This window comes from Nocardia sp. NPDC005998 (genome assembly GCF_040614395.1).
Classification (GTDB): domain Bacteria; phylum Actinomycetota; class Actinomycetes; order Mycobacteriales; family Mycobacteriaceae; genus Nocardia.
In genome coordinates, this window is record NZ_JBEXUI010000038.1 from 32,626 (window position 1) to 48,383 (window position 15,758).

General features: G+C 65.5%; 15 protein-coding genes. 12 read left to right on the top strand and 3 right to left on the bottom strand.

The window, feature by feature from the left end:
- Positions 1 to 657 precede the first annotated feature (657 nt).
- From ABZ293_RS34010 to galE, 4 genes are read left to right on the top strand one after another with little or no spacing between them, the layout of a single operon-like run.
- Entirely contained in the window at positions 658 to 1,137 is a 480-nt protein-coding gene (locus ABZ293_RS34010) for a hypothetical protein (protein ID WP_355187471.1), read from the top strand.
- 23 nt (positions 1,138 to 1,160) lie between these two features.
- Entirely contained in the window at positions 1,161 to 2,555 is a 1,395-nt protein-coding gene (locus ABZ293_RS34015; protein ID WP_355187473.1) for a phosphomethylpyrimidine synthase ThiC, read from the top strand.
- A gap of 1 nt (position 2,556) precedes the next feature.
- Positions 2,557 to 3,585, top strand: coding sequence for a hypothetical protein (locus tag ABZ293_RS34020; RefSeq protein WP_355187475.1), 1,029 nt, complete (start codon positions 2,557 to 2,559; stop codon positions 3,583 to 3,585).
- A complete protein-coding gene (gene galE, locus ABZ293_RS34025) occupies positions 3,586 to 4,560 on the top strand; it encodes a UDP-glucose 4-epimerase GalE (protein ID WP_355187476.1) in 975 nt (324 codons plus the stop codon).
- A gap of 305 nt (positions 4,561 to 4,865) precedes the next feature.
- Here the strand turns inward: galE and ABZ293_RS34030 are convergent, their stop codons facing one another.
- Positions 4,866 to 5,018, bottom strand: coding sequence for a hypothetical protein (locus ABZ293_RS34030; RefSeq protein ID WP_354953022.1), 153 nt, complete (start codon positions 5,016 to 5,018; stop codon positions 4,866 to 4,868).
- 221 nt (positions 5,019 to 5,239) lie between these two features.
- Here ABZ293_RS34030 and ABZ293_RS34035 point away from each other — a divergent pair, with 221 nt between their 5' ends.
- The 3 genes from ABZ293_RS34035 (at position 5,240) to argH (ending at position 8,848) form a co-directional block, all read left to right on the top strand.
- Positions 5,240 to 6,442, top strand: a complete 1,203-nt coding sequence (locus tag ABZ293_RS34035; RefSeq protein WP_355187478.1) for an argininosuccinate synthase — start codon at positions 5,240 to 5,242, stop codon at positions 6,440 to 6,442.
- Positions 6,443 to 6,533: 91 nt separating this feature from the next.
- Positions 6,534 to 7,439 (top strand): SAM-dependent methyltransferase, encoded by a 906-nt coding sequence (locus ABZ293_RS34040; RefSeq protein WP_355187480.1) that lies wholly within the window; start codon positions 6,534 to 6,536, stop codon positions 7,437 to 7,439.
- Positions 7,436 to 8,848 carry an argininosuccinate lyase gene (argH, locus tag ABZ293_RS34045; RefSeq protein ID WP_355187482.1) on the top strand — a complete coding sequence of 471 codons (1,413 nt, stop codon included), beginning with the start codon at positions 7,436 to 7,438 and terminating at the stop codon, positions 8,846 to 8,848. The genes ABZ293_RS34040 and argH overlap by 4 nt, the downstream gene beginning before the upstream one ends.
- Positions 8,849 to 9,096: 248 nt before the next feature.
- Here argH and ABZ293_RS34050 read toward each other — a convergent pair whose 3' ends face one another.
- The gene (locus ABZ293_RS34050; protein ID WP_355187484.1) at positions 9,097 to 9,867 is read right to left on the bottom strand and encodes a hypothetical protein; all 771 of its coding nucleotides are present in this window, start codon (positions 9,865 to 9,867) and stop codon (positions 9,097 to 9,099) included.
- A 169-nt stretch (positions 9,868 to 10,036) separates the two neighbouring features.
- On the opposite strand from ABZ293_RS34050, the gene ABZ293_RS34055 reads away from it, so the two are divergent.
- The 5 genes from ABZ293_RS34055 to ABZ293_RS34075 all read left to right on the top strand — a co-directional run bounded on the left by ABZ293_RS34055 (position 10,037) and on the right by ABZ293_RS34075 (position 14,358).
- Positions 10,037 to 10,360 carry a multidrug efflux SMR transporter gene (locus ABZ293_RS34055; protein ID WP_355187486.1) on the top strand — a complete coding sequence of 108 codons (324 nt, stop codon included), beginning with the start codon at positions 10,037 to 10,039 and terminating at the stop codon, positions 10,358 to 10,360.
- A 45-nt stretch (positions 10,361 to 10,405) separates the two neighbouring features.
- The gene (locus ABZ293_RS34060; RefSeq protein ID WP_355187488.1) at positions 10,406 to 11,251 is read left to right on the top strand and encodes a DUF4253 domain-containing protein; all 846 of its coding nucleotides are present in this window, start codon (positions 10,406 to 10,408) and stop codon (positions 11,249 to 11,251) included.
- Between the two features lie 128 nt (positions 11,252 to 11,379).
- Positions 11,380 to 12,144 carry an ATP-binding cassette domain-containing protein gene (locus ABZ293_RS34065; protein ID WP_355187539.1) on the top strand — a complete coding sequence of 255 codons (765 nt, stop codon included), beginning with the start codon at positions 11,380 to 11,382 and terminating at the stop codon, positions 12,142 to 12,144.
- A gap of 77 nt (positions 12,145 to 12,221) precedes the next feature.
- Complete coding sequence (locus tag ABZ293_RS34070; protein ID WP_355187490.1) at positions 12,222 to 13,328, top strand: ABC transporter permease; 1,107 nt, start codon at positions 12,222 to 12,224, stop codon at positions 13,326 to 13,328.
- A gap of 55 nt (positions 13,329 to 13,383) precedes the next feature.
- On the top strand, positions 13,384 to 14,358 hold the full coding sequence (locus ABZ293_RS34075; RefSeq protein WP_355187492.1) for an ABC transporter substrate-binding protein: 975 nt from the start codon (positions 13,384 to 13,386) through the stop codon (positions 14,356 to 14,358).
- Between the two features lie 104 nt (positions 14,359 to 14,462).
- Here the strand turns inward: ABZ293_RS34075 and ilvA are convergent, their stop codons facing one another.
- Entirely contained in the window at positions 14,463 to 15,683 is a 1,221-nt protein-coding gene (gene ilvA / locus ABZ293_RS34080; RefSeq protein WP_355187494.1) for a threonine ammonia-lyase, read from the bottom strand.
- Between the last annotated feature and the right edge of the window lie 75 nt (positions 15,684 to 15,758).

Consider the following 15,758-nt stretch of genomic DNA (forward strand, 5'->3'; position numbering starts at 1 on the left):
CAGTGAGCGTCTGATCCAGAAGCCGTCTACTCGAAGGCCGGAGGGTCGCCTTCGCTCCCTGGATCTCCCACCCCTCAACTGTCCGCGCCGCGACCTGCACCTTATGTGCGAACTGCTCGATGGTCAGATTCATAGCCTCGCGCAGCGCTTTGGACTCGACTCCGGTCCATCCGTAAACAATCATCGGCCCAGCTCCAGCCCCTGCTCGTGCCGCCGTGGTGGATCGAAAGCTACACCCGTTCAACCGAGCTTGGGGTCCTAACAGCGGTGGAACCGCACGAAGTTGCGGGATAAATGCGGAATCAACTCCTGTTCGCCGCAACAACATCCGCCGACTCTGAGATCAGCACCCGGCGCCGGAGAGCAGACGATCCCCTCATCTCGGATACGCGAAACCGGCTGGGCGGATATCGGATTCGTTCGGTCGGACCGGCGTCGGTGTGCCCCAACCAGGAGGCACAGACATGAACATGTTGCCAAGCGTCACCGATCAGCGGAATTCGGAGTAATCATGGCCGCGATTCTGTGGGTCGGAGCATTCGCCGCCACCGTAGGGCTGACCTTCGCAGTTGTGGTCGTTGCGTGGCCATCTAGGCGTCGGGGCCCCAGCGTTTGGGATATCCAGCGCAGGCTCGCCGCCGAGGAACGGGGCTCGAAATGAGATCCGGATTCTTCCTAGTCGGAGGTTCCTCAGCTCGCCTGACGTTGCCGGACTGGCATGCACTTCTAGCCGCATTCCGCGGCGCGCGGGGCGTGCTGCCCGGCGACCATCTGATCCTGCGGTGGGCTGGATCCCTGGCCCACGTACACCGCATCGGGCACGTCCGCTTCGACCGTGCCGCCCAAATAGACCACCGGCGATGCGAACTCGTCGAGCTGATCACCAACTGGGTTGACACCCACATCCCGTGCGCGACCAGCGCCGAACGGGTGGGCCGAGCTGTCGATGATCTCGCCGCCGCCTATGTCGACGCCGAGCTGGTGCTGGCCACCGCCGAGAAAGCATCCGACCCATCCGTTCATGACGCCTGGATCGAGGCCAGTGCCCTCGCGGTCGCGTGGGCGGACCTGGTCGCCGAGGTCATCGACGGCCAGCAACCGATGCCGTGGCCTATCGGACACCTTCCACCGCAGTAACCACGATTGAAAGGAAGCACGAAATGTTCGACCTCGCAACGGATTCCCAATTCACTGCCACGTGCCACGCCGAAGGCCTCGACCCCGACGTAGCCGCCCGGCGAGTCGAAAGCGGAACCCTGGTGTTCCTGCGATCGGAGGCAAGCCGACATATGACGGCGTTCCGCCCTCTGCTCGTCGGCGAAGACACCCGCCGCAAGGTAGCGGCCCTCATCGGGCTCGGCCCGCGTGATACCGATCGGCAGGCCATCATCGAGAGCATGGCGGTGATCCTCGCCGCGGGCCCGGACGCAGTCATGGACCTCACTACCAACCCCGAAGGGGTGGCGTTGCGCGCCGACTTGAAGGAAGTCGTGGGCGTGCCGCTCGGCGCATGCCTGACATACGATCTGTTCGCCAATCCGCGTAAGAGGCTGGGCCGCAATGAATTCCTGGAGCGGTTCGAACTCGGACTGGCTCCTGGCGTCGACTTCGTCCTCATCCACGCGGGCATCAACCCAACACTTGTCGAGATGAGCGTGAAGTCCGATCGGATCATGCCGACCACCTCGCGCGGCGGCGGCCTGCTCGCCCGCTACATGCGGATGCACAACTGCGGCAACCCGCTGATCGAGTACTTCGACGGCATCATCGACATCTGCCGTCGACATGAGGTAGTGCTGGACCTCGGCGACATCTTCCGCCCTGGCGCGACCGCGGACGCAGGCGACGAACTGAAATGGCTGGAAATCCAGCTGCTCGCCGAGCTGCGCAAGGACGCACTCGCCGGGGGCGTGCAGGTGCTGTGTGAGAGCGGTGGACATATACCGCTGCACCGGATCCCGGAGCTGATCCCTGCCTACAAGGAAGCCCTCGGCGGTGCGCCGCTGTGGCTGGCTGGGCCCATGGTGATCGACAACGGCGTGACCCTCGACGACACGGTCAACGTCCTCGGCGTCGCGGCCGCAGGGCAGTGCGGTGGTGACATGTTCGCCTCGATCACCCACAACGAGCATTACGCCATGCCGACCGCCCCCGAGACCGCGACGTCGGTGCGCATGGTCCGCGTGGCGATCGCCGCACTGGATCTGGTGCGCGGCTGGGAACCCGAGATCGCCAAGCAGCGCGCGATCAGTGTCGCCCGCCGCGCAAACGACTGGGAAATCCAGCAAGGCCACGCCCTGTACCCGGGGCTGGCGGGCAATGTGTTCATCCAGCATGGTCTCCGAAAAGGTGCCCCCTGCACGATCTGTGGGTCACTGTGTCCACACATCACCGCGAAGAAGGAACATGAGGAGACACCCGTCGCGGCCGCGCCGGTACTTCTGCCCATGCCCGCGGCAGGGCCGCGTGGTGAGGTCGGACCTGACGACGCTGCCGACCCGGAGTACGACACGGAGGCGGCCATATTCGCCGCGACCAGCCAGACGGAGGCGTGAGGTGAAGACTGTAACCTTCGCTGAGCGCATCACCTCACGGCTATCCAACGCGCCCGAACTCGAGCACGCGGCACGGGGCATCGCCGACGATCTGCGGTCGCTCGGACATTGCGTACCGGCCGACGATTGGCTGATCGTCGGCGGCTCCCTGGCACGTGGCGAACCCACCTTCATCCGCCACCAAGGCGAGCCGCTGCTGATCAGCGACGTCGATTTCCTTTACGTGCACTACGGCGACGCACCGTCGATGTCTATCGGGGAGCTGCGGATCCTCGCTGAAAAGGCGTTCCCCACAGTCGATTTGATGACACTGCCACTCGGCGACTACCGCGCTATTCAGACCTCACTTGGATTCGATTTCAAGGACCTCGGCCTGGCCGTCACCGACCACGGCCTACCTGAGCACGAATCGGTGCAGCTCGACGCCCGCGATGCCTACGAGATCCTGCTGTACTACACGCAGGCGTATTTCTGGCTCGGTCTCCATGAACAGTGGTGCGCCGGAACGGATTCGGTGCACTTCCACCTCATGGTGAACCGACTCTGCATGAAGATACTGCGGGCTACGGGCATGATCGACGGCGCATACGCACACCACGATTTCGATTCGATGGCACCACATCTAGCCGAGCAGATGCGCGCCGAACTCCACTGGCGGCGCGATCCGACACAACCGTCCTTGGATCCAGGACGGTTCTGGACGTACTTGTACGACGCGTTCCAACGGTTCGACACCGAGTTCGGGCAGCCGCGCGCCGACGCGGTCAACTACAGCCGCTACGCGACGACCAGTAGCGGCCGGGTGGTAGCTCGTCATCATCAAGCCGTGCACGCGCTCGCGCGTGCCATGGCGGACGCATGGATCGCTGCACCCGACGCTGCCTCGTTGGCTACGGTGAAGCGTCGTGCCTGGGAACGCATCACGGGCTGGACCGGAAGCGGACGCCAACGCAGCCCGGAGGACTACTTCCTTACACACAAGCAGGAAATCCACGATCACCTACTCGCCATGAAAGTGCAGGTCAGATAAGTGAAGCTGCTGGTCACCGGGGGTGCGGGCTTTGTCGGAGCCACTGTCACGAGGATGCTGATCGACGCTGGGCATGAGGTGGTCGTGGTCGACGACCTCTCCCGCAACGACGACCGGCAGATTCCCAACGGCGTGAAGTTCATCCAACTGCGCGTCCAAAACGTGGCGGAAGTCCTCACCCCCGGGGCCGGGTTCGATGCCGTGCTCCACTTCGCCGGACTTATCGCCGCTGGGGAGTCGATGGAGCACCCCGAATGGCACTGGGACAACAACACCCGTGCCTCGCTCGCGCTGCTGGACGCGATGCGTGCCGCCGACGTAGGCAAGCTCGTGTTCTCCTCCACCGCAGCGGTGTACGGCGAGCCGACCGGGCTGCCGCTGGTCGAAACCGCACCGACGAACCCTGTCAACACCTATGGCGACACGAAGCTGGCGATCGACCGGGCAATCACCACGTTCACCCGCGCGTTCCCGTTCGGCGCGATCTCGTTGCGCTACTTCAATGTCGCGGGGGCGCACGACTGCGGCGACGGCACAATGATCGGCGAACGTCACGATCCCGAAACCCATCTGATCCCGCTTGCCCTGGATGCGGCGATCGGCCGGGCCGACAAGCTCTCGCTGTTCGGCGACGACTACCCCACCCCCGACGGCACCTGTGTGCGTGACTACATCCACATCACCGACCTTGCCCGCGCACACCTGCTCGCCCTCGATGCCATCCACCCCGGCGAGCACAAGATCTACAACCTCGGCAACGGCATCGGCTTCTCGAATCTCCAAGTAATCGAAGCGATTCGCGAGGTCACCGGAATACCGTTCGAGATCGAGAACGCGCCACGGCGACCGGGTGACCCGGCAACCCTCTACGCCTCATCCGAGTTGGCGCAGCGCGAACTCGGATGGACGCCGGAGAAACCCGACATCGTCGAAATCGTCCGCGATGCATGGCGATTCCATCAACAACGTGGCTGAGCACGCCAGCACACCAACAGTAGGGTGCATTGGCGATGCCGTCGAAGGATGGAGATGACGATGGAGGCCAGCGTATCTCGCAGGTGCTGAGGTTTGTCTGCCGATTTGTACGTCGGGTCGAGTGGAGTAGCCGAGTTGTTGTTCATGGTGTTGGACCTTCGCTGGCCGGGCGCACGCCTCGGATTCGATTGCTACAAGAGCTGACCGAGGGACCGCGCTCAATCGAGTCTCCGGGCTAGCGAGCGCTCGAGACGAGTGCGTATGCGAGCCGCCGATGACGACGGCCCGGCAGGAAGACGTTCGGCTCAGCCGAAGGGGTATTGGCCGCCACCGCCCGGCGAGCTGTGGCCGGGTGTGCCTACGTTGATGATGTCCTGGATCAAGTCGACGAGGGCGCGGCCGACGTCGAGGACGGCGTTGCCGAGAGTGCTGAAATCGCCTGCGATGAGGTGCAGCATGTCGTACATCCTTCTGCCCGCCCAGATGGTGTTGTTCTAAGGGTAGGGCACGGCGCAAGCGGGACCCGGGTGTGAATGGGCTTGCATCGTCATGCATAATCATTTGTACGACGGTGTGGGCCGCCTGACGTGCGATGGGCGCGTTCGGCGCGCGCCGCGCCTACCGCCCGCCGCTACGGGCACGACCTGCAGACAAGCACGAAACCGAGGAGCACATAGACATGTCCGAGCGCGTCGTACTCGCCTACTCCGGTGGGCTCGATACCTCCGTTGCGATCAGCTGGATCGGCAAGGAGACCGGCGCCGAGGTCGTGGCGGTCGCCATCGATCTGGGCCAGGGCGGCGAGGATATGAACGTGGTGCGCCAGCGCGCGCTGGACTGCGGTGCGGTCGAGGCGATCGTGGTCGATGCGCGCGACGAGTTCGCCAACGAGTACTGCCTGCCGACCGTCCAGGCCAACGCGATGTACATGGGCCAGTACCCGCTGGTTTCGGCGATCAGCCGTCCGCTCATCGTCAAGCATCTGGTGGAGGCCGCCAAGTTCCACGGCGCGAGCACGGTCGCGCACGGATGCACCGGTAAGGGCAACGACCAGGTGCGTTTCGAGGTCGGCATCGGCGCGCTCGCCCCCGATCTGAATGTGATCGCGCCGGTCCGCGACTATGCCTGGACCCGGGAGAAGGCCATCGCCTTCGCCGAGGAGAACCAGCTCCCCATCAATGTCACCAAGAAGTCGCCGTTCTCGATCGACCAGAACGTGTGGGGTCGCGCGGTGGAGACCGGCTTCCTGGAGGACCTCTGGAACGCGCCGACCAAGGACGTCTACGACTACACCTCGGACCCGACGGTCAACTTCGAAGCGCCGGACGAACTCATCGTCACCTTCGACAAGGGTGTGCCGGTCGCCATCGACGGCCGCCCGGTCAGCGTGCTCGAGGCGATTGTCGAACTGAACCACCGCGCCGGACGTCAGGGTGTCGGCCGCCTCGATATGGTCGAGGACCGCCTCGTCGGCATCAAGAGCCGTGAGATCTACGAGGCCCCGGGCGCCATCGCGCTGATCACCGCGCACCAGGCACTCGAGAATGTCACCATCGAGCGCGAGCTGGGCCGCTACAAGCGCCAGGTCGAGCAGCGCTGGGGCGAGCTGGCCTACGACGGCCTCTGGTTCTCCCCGCTCAAGCGCGCGCTGGACGCGTTCATCGCCGAAACCCAGGAGCACGTCACCGGCGAGATCAGGATGGTGCTGCACGGCGGTTCGGTCGTGGTCAACGGCCGCCGCTCCGAGCAGTCGCTCTACGACTTCAACCTGGCGACCTACGACGAGGGCGACACCTTCGACCAGTCGCTGGCGAAGGGCTTCGTACAGATCCACGGCCTGTCCTCGAAGGTCGCGGCGCGTCGCGACCTGAATCAGAAGTAGCGAGCGCGCGGGCCGAGGACGGTCTCCGTCCGCCGGTGACCACTAGGCTCGAACGGGTCGGCGCTGCGGTCGCCGACCCGAAGGGAGCACCATGCGGACCGACGACGACAGCTGGGATATCGAATCGAGCGTGGGCGCCACCGCCCTTGGCGTCGCGGCAATGCGAGCCGCCGAGAGCCGCCGTCCGGACGCACTGTTCCATGACCCGTATGCCGAAGTGCTGGTGACCGCCGTCGGTTCGGAATCCTGGACGCGCATCGTGCGCGGCGAGATCCCGGATCTCGAGGAGGCCGCGATAGCGTCGATGGGACCCATTATCTCGGCCCTGATCGCACGCACCTGCTACCTCGACGCCTACTCGCAGGAGGCGGCCGCCGACGGCATCCGGCAGATCGTCATCCCCGCCGCAGGACTCGATGCCAGAGCCTATCGGATCGAATGGCCGGTCGGCACAACGGTTTTCGAGCTGGATCTGCCGAAGGTGCTGGAGTTCAAGGAGAGCGCGCTTGCGGACTTCCCGCCCGCGGCGCAGCGCTGCGCGATCGCGGTGGATCTGCGCCAGGATTGGCCAGCGGCGTTGCGGGACAATGGATTCGATCCGGCCGTGCCGACCGCATGGCTGATCGAAGGACTGTTGCGCTACCTCCCCGCGGACGCCCAGGACCGGCTGTTCGACAGCATCGTGGCATCGAGCGCACCGGGCAGTCGCGTCGCGATCTACCGCTCATCCGGTTCCGCCCCGGCCCCGAAGGCATTGCAGGAGGCGCGATCCGTCGGGGTCGACGTCGGGGTCGATGTCGGCGAACTGTGGTACTCCGATGAGGGCCGCAGCGATCCGATCGACTGGTTCACCGAACACGGCTGGACCGTGTCGCGCGCCGATCCGGCCGAGGTGCTGCGCAGCCGCGGCCGGGATGTACCCGAAGCGGCCGCAATCCAACTGAAAACCCACATTTTGTTCACCGCCCGACGACCCGGAGGAGACAGCACACGATGACGCAGAGCGGCAGCACCAACGAAGGGGCGCTGTGGGGCGGACGTTTCGCGTCCGGACCGGCCGCGGCAATGGCCGCGCTGAGCAAGTCGACCCAGTTCGACTGGGCGCTGGCCCCCTACGATATTCGCGCGTCGAAGGCGCATGCGCGGGTGCTGCACAAGGCCGGGCTGCTGTCGGAGAGCGACCTCGCCGCCATGTTGGCCGGACTGGATCAGCTTGCGGCGGACGTGGATTCGGGTGCTTTCGCCCCGGCCGAGGCCGATGAGGATGTGCACGGCGCACTGGAGCGCGGGCTGATCGATCGGGTCGGCCCCGAACTCGGCGGGCGACTGCGGGCCGGGCGTTCGCGTAATGACCAGGTGGCCACGCTGTTTCGGATGTGGCTGCGCGATGCGGCCCGCCGGATCGCCGCCGGACTGCTCGATATCGTCGACGCACTGGTCGCCCAGGCCGCCGCGCATCCGGACGCGGTAATGCCGGGCAAGACGCATCTGCAGGCCGCGCAGCCGGTGCTGCTCGCACACCATCTGCTCGCGCACGCACATCCGCTGCTGCGCGATATCGATCGGCTGGTCGACTTCGACAAGCGCGCGGCGGTCTCGCCCTACGGATCCGGCGCGCTGGCCGGTTCCTCGCTCGGACTGGATCCGGAAGCCATTGCGGCCGAACTGGATTTCCATGCCTCGGCGGCGAATTCGATCGATGCCACCTCCGCGCGCGATTTCGCGGCCGAGGCGGCATTCGTACTCGCCATGATCGGTGTCGATCTGAGCCGGATGGCCGAAGAGGTGATCATTTGGAGCACACCGGAATTCGGCTACGTCACCCTCGCCGACGCCTGGTCCACCGGCTCGTCGATCATGCCGCAGAAGAAGAATCCGGACGTCTCCGAGCTCACCCGCGGTAAGGCCGGTCGCCTCATCGGCAACCTGACCGGACTGCTGGCGACCCTGAAGGCCCAACCGCTGGCCTATAACCGGGACCTCCAAGAGGACAAGGAGCCCCTGTTCGATTCGGTCGCCCAGCTGGAACTGCTGCTCCCGGCGATCGCGGGCCTGGTCTCGACCCTGACCTTCCACACCGACCGCATGGCCGAACTCGCACCCGCCGGTTTCACCCTCGCCACCGATATCGCCGAATGGTTGGTCCGGCAGGGCGTTCCGTTCCGCGTCGCACACGAGGCGGCGGGTGCGTGCGTGCGTGCCGCCGAGGCGCGTGGCGTCGGCCTGGACGAGCTGACCGATACCGAGTTCGCCGCCATCGACCCGGCGCTCACGCCGCAGGTCCGCGAAGTGCTCACCGTGCAGGGCTCGATCGCCTCCCGCAATGCCCGTGGCGGCACCGCGGGTGTGCAGGTCGCGGCCCAGCTCGACGAGATCCGGCACGCGGTCTCGGAATTGCGCGGGTAATCGACCGCTCAACCGGGACTTCCAAGGGTGGTGCCGTCCGAACCGTCAGGGAGGGTGCCGTCCAGACGGCCAAGGGTGGTGCCGTCCAGACGGCCTGGGGTGGGGCAGCCCGGACCGCCACGGGCGGTGTTGTCCGGACCGCCAAGGGGGGTGCAGCCTGGACTGCGCCACACCACGAACGTGCGGCTAGGAATTGCCGTTGCGCCATACTTGGCCGGGCCGCAGGTGCAGCAGGATGCGCTGGGTTGTCACTGTCGAGCGTCCACGTTGATCGACGCCGGACCGAAGTCGCGGCCGAGTAGATCCGCCACGTGCAGCAGTGGTGCGGCGAGCGCCGGGGTCGCGTCCGGGTGACGCATCTGGCCCGGGCGATAGCTCAGCAGTTCCTGACCGGCGAGGCTCCAGTCGGGGACGGCTCCGGCGAGATGTGCCTCCCGTAGCGGCCTGCCCACCAGCCATCGCGCATAGCCGGGATCGGCCGAGGCGATCCGGAATCGCGAGTCGAACCGTTCGTCGCCCGTCGCCGTCGGTTTGTCGCCGAACAGTGACCGACCGAGCTTGGACATGGCACCTCGGCTGTGGACCGAGGCCGGGGGCAGCGGGCGATCCAGCAGTACGACAACCACGATGAAGCGGTGCGTATGGGTCTTCGTATGGGTCTTCGTATGAGTTGTGGTGGAACCCTCGCCCAACGCGGACGACGATGTCGACGTGGATGACGACGATGTCGACGTGGATGTCGTCTCGTACGAATAATCCGCCACAGTCACCCAGCGGCCACCGATCTGCCCGGTCAGCGTCACACCGACGCGCTGTCGACGGTGGCCGGGCAGACGCGACATCCACGGAGCCCGCGAGCTCTCCACGAAGGTCCACCCGTGCTGCGCCGCCCACTGCCGCAGGCCCGCCCTGCGGGCGCGCTCGGCGCGCATCGACAACGGAATCGCCACCGCCAGAAGCGCGACAACCAGCACAATCGGCACGACGATCAGTGCGATCACGACCGCCGATGCGTCCATAGCTCCTCCTCGTTCGACTACCGTAGCGGTAGGCGATACCTGTGCCGGACCTGTCGCCAGGCAACCCCGCGACCGGAGTCTCCGCTATCGACCTTGTAGTCGAGGCACCCAAATCCTTGCGGCCACAACCACATGCCTGTGCCGCACCCGCCCCGGTTACGCTGCGCGAATGACCCTGCTGTTGCTCGCGCTGGCCATCGCCTCAGAGATCACCGCGACCGTATCCCTCAGGCTCTCCGAGGGTTTCACCAAACTGGTGCCCTCGATCATCGTGGTCATCGGCTACGGCTCGGCCTTCTTCTTCCTCTCCCAGGCGCTGAAACGGGGCATGCCGATCGGCGTCGCCTACGGTATCTGGTCTGCGGTAGGCGTCGCGGCCATTGCGGTCATCGGTGTGCTGTTCCTCGATGAACGGCTCTCGCTGATCCAGGTCGGCGGCATCGCACTGGTGATCGTCGGCGTCTTGGCGCTGGAACTCGGTGGCGCTCAATGACATCCGCTCGCAATTTGTCGGTGGGTGGCTGTTGAATGCCGACTCATGAGAAGACATTTCGGGGCAGGGACCTTCACGCCGGATAGGCAGGCACAGCCGGTGGCGGTGCCGTTCGCGGGCAATGATCCGGTGGAGGCGTTGGCGGCGTACGGAATCGAGCTTCCGGCGGCGTCGGTGGTCGATCGAACGGTCGCCGGGGCTCCGGTGTGGGTGGTATCGACCGAGCCGGGCTATGCGGCGACCGAGCTGTGGGAGCAGGTGCGGGAGGTGCATCCGAAGACCGGACTGTGGCCGCTGCTGACCAAGACCGATACCTGGTACCGGACCGGGCCCGAGCACGGTTGGGAGCGTTCGCGCGACCTGTCGGTTCCGGAGTTCATCGCGAAGACCGACGGTGCCGACTGGCTCCGCGAACAGTATCGCGAGCTGTCGGCCGAGGATTGGTCGATTCCACGGGGCGGACCGGATTGGGCCGATCTGGATCTCGAGCTCTACGACTACGAAGGATTCGATTGGGCGGATGTCTGGAATATCCGCGACGATTGCGAGGAGTTCGATCAGCTGGCGCTGGTGCCCGCCGCGAATTCCTGGTTGGTCCCCTATGAACTGCAATGGTCGGGTGCGCTGAACCACGATATCGACGGTGCCGATCACGCGCTGGTGCTGCGGCGGTGGGCTGCGTCGGAGCGCGGATGTGAGCTCGTCGCGCTGGAGTCCGACACCGTGTGGCTGCGTGTCCAACACGAGCCGGAGCTGAGTGAGGGCCGCGCGCTCGCACTGGCACTCGAAGGGTATCTGTACTGCGCGGACGCGGCCGAACAGGATCGCGATTCACTCGACGAACTGGCCGAGTCCATGATGCGGCAGCTCTGGCGCTTCTGGTGGGACTGATCGGTTTCGTTGCGCCCTGCGCATTTTGCCGAAATCGTCCCATGAGAGGTGGCGGCGAACGTAGCATCGGCCGATGGATTGGACGCTTGCTCACCTGAGTCGACGTGGGTGACGGGATGACATCGGATGTGGGCGATGTGGTCCTCGAGGCCCAGACCCTGGTGAAACGCTACGGTAGCGTCGAGGCGTTGCGGGGAGCCAACTTTCAGGTCCGCGCCGGTGAGGTCGTGGCATTGATCGGCGACAATGGCGCAGGCAAATCCACGCTGGTGAAATGCCTTTCCGGGGCTGAACAACCGGATTCGGGGGCAATCCTGCTCGACGGTGCGGAAACCGTGCTCAGTACGCCCACCGCCGCTCGCAAACTCGGCGTCGAAACGGTGTACCAGGACCTCGCTGTCGCGCCCGATCTGGACCCGGCCGCGAATCTGTTTCTCGGCCGGGAACTGGTTCGTCGCGGCTTGGCGGGCAAACTGGGCATGCTCGATAAGGGTGCGATGCGGACCCAGGCCGTCGAACATTTCCGGCGACTCGGCGTCACCTTGCAGCGCACCGATGTGCCGATCGGTGCGCTGTCGGGCGGCCAGCGCCAGAGCGTGGCCGTGGCGCGCGCGGTGATGTGGGCCAGCAAGGTCGTCTTCATGGACGAGCCGACCGCGGCCCTCGGCGTGGTGCAGCGCGAGCGGGTGCTCGAGGTGATCCGGAAGGTGCGCGATCAGGGCATTGCCGTGGTGCTGATCAGCCACAATATGCCGGAGGTGCTGGCCGTGGCCGACCGGATCGAAGTGCTGCGCCTCGGTAAGCGGGTCGCTCGGTTCGTCGCCGCCGACGCAACGCTCGAGCAGTTGGTCGGCGCGATGACCGGAGCGCTGTCAGATGAGGACGCCAAATGAGGAAAGCATCGCGAAGCGATTCGATGAGGGGTGGCGGTCGGGTGACGGGTGGGCGGAAAGCATCGCGAAGCGATTCGATGAGTGGTGGCGGTCGGGTGACGGGTGGGCGGGAAGCATCACATAGCGATTCGACGAGCGGTGGGTCCAAAGCCGCGACCGCCGAGGCAAATGGCGGCCCCGACCTGCCGGAACGCACTGTCCTGCAACGGCTGCTCGGCGCGAGCACGCTGTGGATCGGGGTGGTGCTCGTGGCGCTGTGCGTGGTGTTCAGCATCATCCGTCCCGATGCCTTCCCGACCCGCTTCACCCTGCAGACGCTGCTGATCGAAACCTCGGTGCTGCTGGTGCTTTCGGTCGGGATGACCTTCGTGATCATCACCTCCGGCATCGACCTATCGGTCGGCATGGTGCTGATCTTCGCCGGGGTGCTCGGCGCGAAGACGATGGAATGGCTGAGTCCCGATGAGAACGCCACCGCGGCGGGCTGGGGGATCATCGGCCTCGGCTTCCTCATGTCCGTTGTCGGCGGCGGCATCTGGGGTCTGCTCAATGGAATTCTGGTGGCCAAGGCCAAGATTCCGCCGCTGATCGTCACGCTCGGTTCCTTCGGCGCGGCACTCGGTGCGGCACAACTGATCACCGGTGGCGTCGACACCAGAACCGTCCCCGATAAACTGCGCAATTCCCTGGGTTTCGGGACATCGCTGGGCGGGGTGCCGAATCTGGTGCTGGTCGCCACTGCGGTGACGCTGCTCGCCGCCTGGCTGCTGCACACCACCCGATTCGGCCGCTACACCTACGCGATCGGTTCCAATGAGGAGGCCGCACGGCGTTCGGGTATCGCGGTCACCCGCCACCTCGTGCTGGTCTATCTGATGACCGGGTTGTTGGCCGGGCTGGCCGGATTCATGAATCTGGCCTACTTCGGCACCACCACCATCGGTGGGCACGGCACCGACAATCTCGATGCCATCGCCGGTGTCGTCATCGGTGGCACCAGCCTTTTCGGAGGTATCGGCACGATTGTCGGCACGGTCATCGGCGTCTTCATTCCGTCGGTCTTGCGCAAGGGTTTCGTTATCGCGGGGGTGCCGGTGTTCTGGCAGCCGATCGCGGTGAGCGCGGTTCTGGTCGGGGCGGTGTGGTTCGACCAGCTGCGCCGCCGGGCACGGGACCGCAAATAGAGAGGTACGCAGTTACAACACTGCGCGATAGGAAAAATAAGGCGGAGGTAGCCAGATGAGGGTGGCGAAGCGGACCGCGGTGGTGATCGGCGCGATGGCGGCGGTCGGCACGCTGGTGGTGGGATGTAGTGGGTCGGTGAGCAATTCCGGCGGAACGGATACCAAGAAATTGGTGTTGATTCCCGGCGTCGCCGACGAACCCTTCTACATCTCCATGCAGTGCGGCGCACAGGACGAGGCGAATAAACTCGGCTACAAACTGGAGACGCAGGCGCCGACGAAATTCGACGCGGGCGCGCAGACTCCGGTGCTGACCGGTGTGGTGGCCAATAAGCCCGGCGGCATTCTGATCGCGCCGACCCATGCGACGGCGATGGCGAATCCGATCAAACAGGCCAAAGACGCCGGGATCAAAATCATCGAGGTCGATACCGCGCTGGACGACACCTCCATCGCACTGTCGTCGATCGCATCCGATAACAAGAAGGGCGGCGAACTCGCGGCCCAGACCCTGGCCAAGCTGATCGGTGACAAGGGGCCGGTGCTGGTGATCAATACCAAGGCCGGAACCTCCACCACCGACGCGCGTGCGCAGGGTTTCGAAGACGCGGTGAAGGCCTACCCGGGTGTGACCTCGCTCGGGGTGCAGTACAACAATAATGAAGCGGCACAAGCGGCTTCGATCGTCACCGCGACCCTGGCCGCCCATCCCGACCTCGCGGGCATCTTCGCCACCAATCTGAGCTCGGCCGAGGGCGCGGCCACCGGGCTGCGCAATGCGAATAAACTCGGCCAGGTCAAGCTGGTCGGCTTCGACGCGAGCCCGAAACAGGTCGAGGACCTGAAAGCCGGTACGGTACAGGCACTTATCGCCCAGGATCCGGGTGGGATCGGCGCCAAGGGCGTCGACCAGGCCGCGGCCGCGCTGGAAGGTAAGCCGGTCACCCGCAATATCCAAACCGATATGGTGGCGATCACCCAGGCCGATATGGATGCGAACTCGAAGTACTTCTACAAGCGGAAGTGCTGACCGCCCGACTCGGAACCGTACTGAGCGTGCACTTTTCGACGAATCCGGCAATCTCCGTCGGGCTTGCGAAACGTGCACACTCGGCGCGGCCGGTCGCCATGCGCTCAGTCCTCCACCCGCACCATGTAGCCCGAATTCTCCAGTGCGGCGAGCACATCGTCGCGATGGGCCGGACCGCGCGTCTCCAAGGTCAGCGATACCTCGACCTCGTCGACGGCGAGCCATCCGCCGGTCCGTGAATGCACCACATCGACGACGCTCGCACTGGTCTTGCCGACCACCGCGAGCAGTCCGCTGAGCGCACCCGGCCGATCCGAAATCGTCACGCGCACGGCGAGATAGCGGCCCGCGGCACCAAGGCCGTGTCCGATGATCCTGGTCAGCATCATGGGGTCGATATTGCCGCCGGACAGTATCGCGCACACCGGACCCTGCAGCCCGAGTTCCTCGGGCGCATAACTCATCAGGGCTGCCACCGCCGCGGCACCCGCTGGCTCGACGATCAGCTTCGCCCGTTCCAGACACAGCAGCAGCGCCTTGGACAGCGCATCCTCTTCCACCGTCACCACTGCGGGCACATGCGCGGCCACATGCGCGAACGGCACCTCACCCGGCAGCCCGACCGCGATACCGTCGGCCATGGTCGACATGCGCGCCACCCGCACCGGCTTACCCGCCGCCAGCGAATCCGGCCACGCGGCCGCCTCCGCCGCCTGCACCCCCACCACCCGCACCTGCGGTGCGACATGGTGCAGTGCGATGGCGACGCCGGCCAATAGCCCGCCACCGCCGGTCGGCACGAGCACCGTCCCGACATCCGGCATCTGCTCGATGATCTCCAAGGCCACCGTTGCCTGTCCGGCCACGATATCGGGGTGGTCGAACGGATGGATCAGCGTCGCACAGGTCCGCTCGGCGTAATCCAATGCGGCGTCCAGTGAGTCGTCGACGGTCTCACCCACCTGCCGCACCTCGGCCCCATACGCCTTGGTAGCCACCAACTTCGGCAGCGACGCGCCAACCGGCATGAATACTGTCGACTGAATCCCCAGCGTAGCGGCGGCCCACGCTACCCCCTGCGCATGATTTCCGGCACTGGCCGCGACCACGCCCCGCGCCCGATCCGTCGCCGGAAGATTCGCGATGCGGAAGTACGCACCTCGCGGCTTGAACGATCCGGTCCGCTGCAAGTTCTCGCACTTCAGCCGCACCTCCGTCCCGGCGCATTCGGATAACACACGTGACGCGACCACCGGCGTCCGCCGAATCACCGGCGCCAATGCCGCCGCGGCCGCCTCGATCCGCTCCAGTCCCAGCAACTCCATGCGCCCATGCTGCCAGCCCCCAGGCCGAATGCGGGGCTACATGTCGAAATCATCCGATGATTGCGGCAGTGTGGT

Coding starts and splice junctions, on each gene's coding strand:
- ABZ293_RS34010 (WP_355187471.1), top strand. CDS start 658: ATGAGATCCGGATTCTTCCTAGTCGGAGGTTCCTCAGCTCGCCTGACG.
- ABZ293_RS34015 (WP_355187473.1), top strand. CDS start 1,161: ATGTTCGACCTCGCAACGGATTCCCAATTCACTGCCACGTGCCACGCC.
- ABZ293_RS34030 (WP_354953022.1), bottom strand. CDS start 5,018: ATGCTGCACCTCATCGCAGGCGATTTCAGCACTCTCGGCAACGCCGTC.
- ABZ293_RS34035 (WP_355187478.1), top strand. CDS start 5,240: ATGTCCGAGCGCGTCGTACTCGCCTACTCCGGTGGGCTCGATACCTCC.
- ABZ293_RS34040 (WP_355187480.1), top strand. CDS start 6,534: ATGCGGACCGACGACGACAGCTGGGATATCGAATCGAGCGTGGGCGCC.
- argH (WP_355187482.1), top strand. CDS start 7,436: ATGACGCAGAGCGGCAGCACCAACGAAGGGGCGCTGTGGGGCGGACGT.
- ABZ293_RS34050 (WP_355187484.1), bottom strand. CDS start 9,867: ATGGACGCATCGGCGGTCGTGATCGCACTGATCGTCGTGCCGATTGTG.
- ABZ293_RS34055 (WP_355187486.1), top strand. CDS start 10,037: ATGACCCTGCTGTTGCTCGCGCTGGCCATCGCCTCAGAGATCACCGCG.
- ABZ293_RS34060 (WP_355187488.1), top strand. CDS start 10,406: ATGAGAAGACATTTCGGGGCAGGGACCTTCACGCCGGATAGGCAGGCA.
- ABZ293_RS34070 (WP_355187490.1), top strand. CDS start 12,222: ATGAGTGGTGGCGGTCGGGTGACGGGTGGGCGGGAAGCATCACATAGC.
- ABZ293_RS34075 (WP_355187492.1), top strand. CDS start 13,384: ATGAGGGTGGCGAAGCGGACCGCGGTGGTGATCGGCGCGATGGCGGCG.
- ilvA (WP_355187494.1), bottom strand. CDS start 15,683: ATGGAGTTGCTGGGACTGGAGCGGATCGAGGCGGCCGCGGCGGCATTG.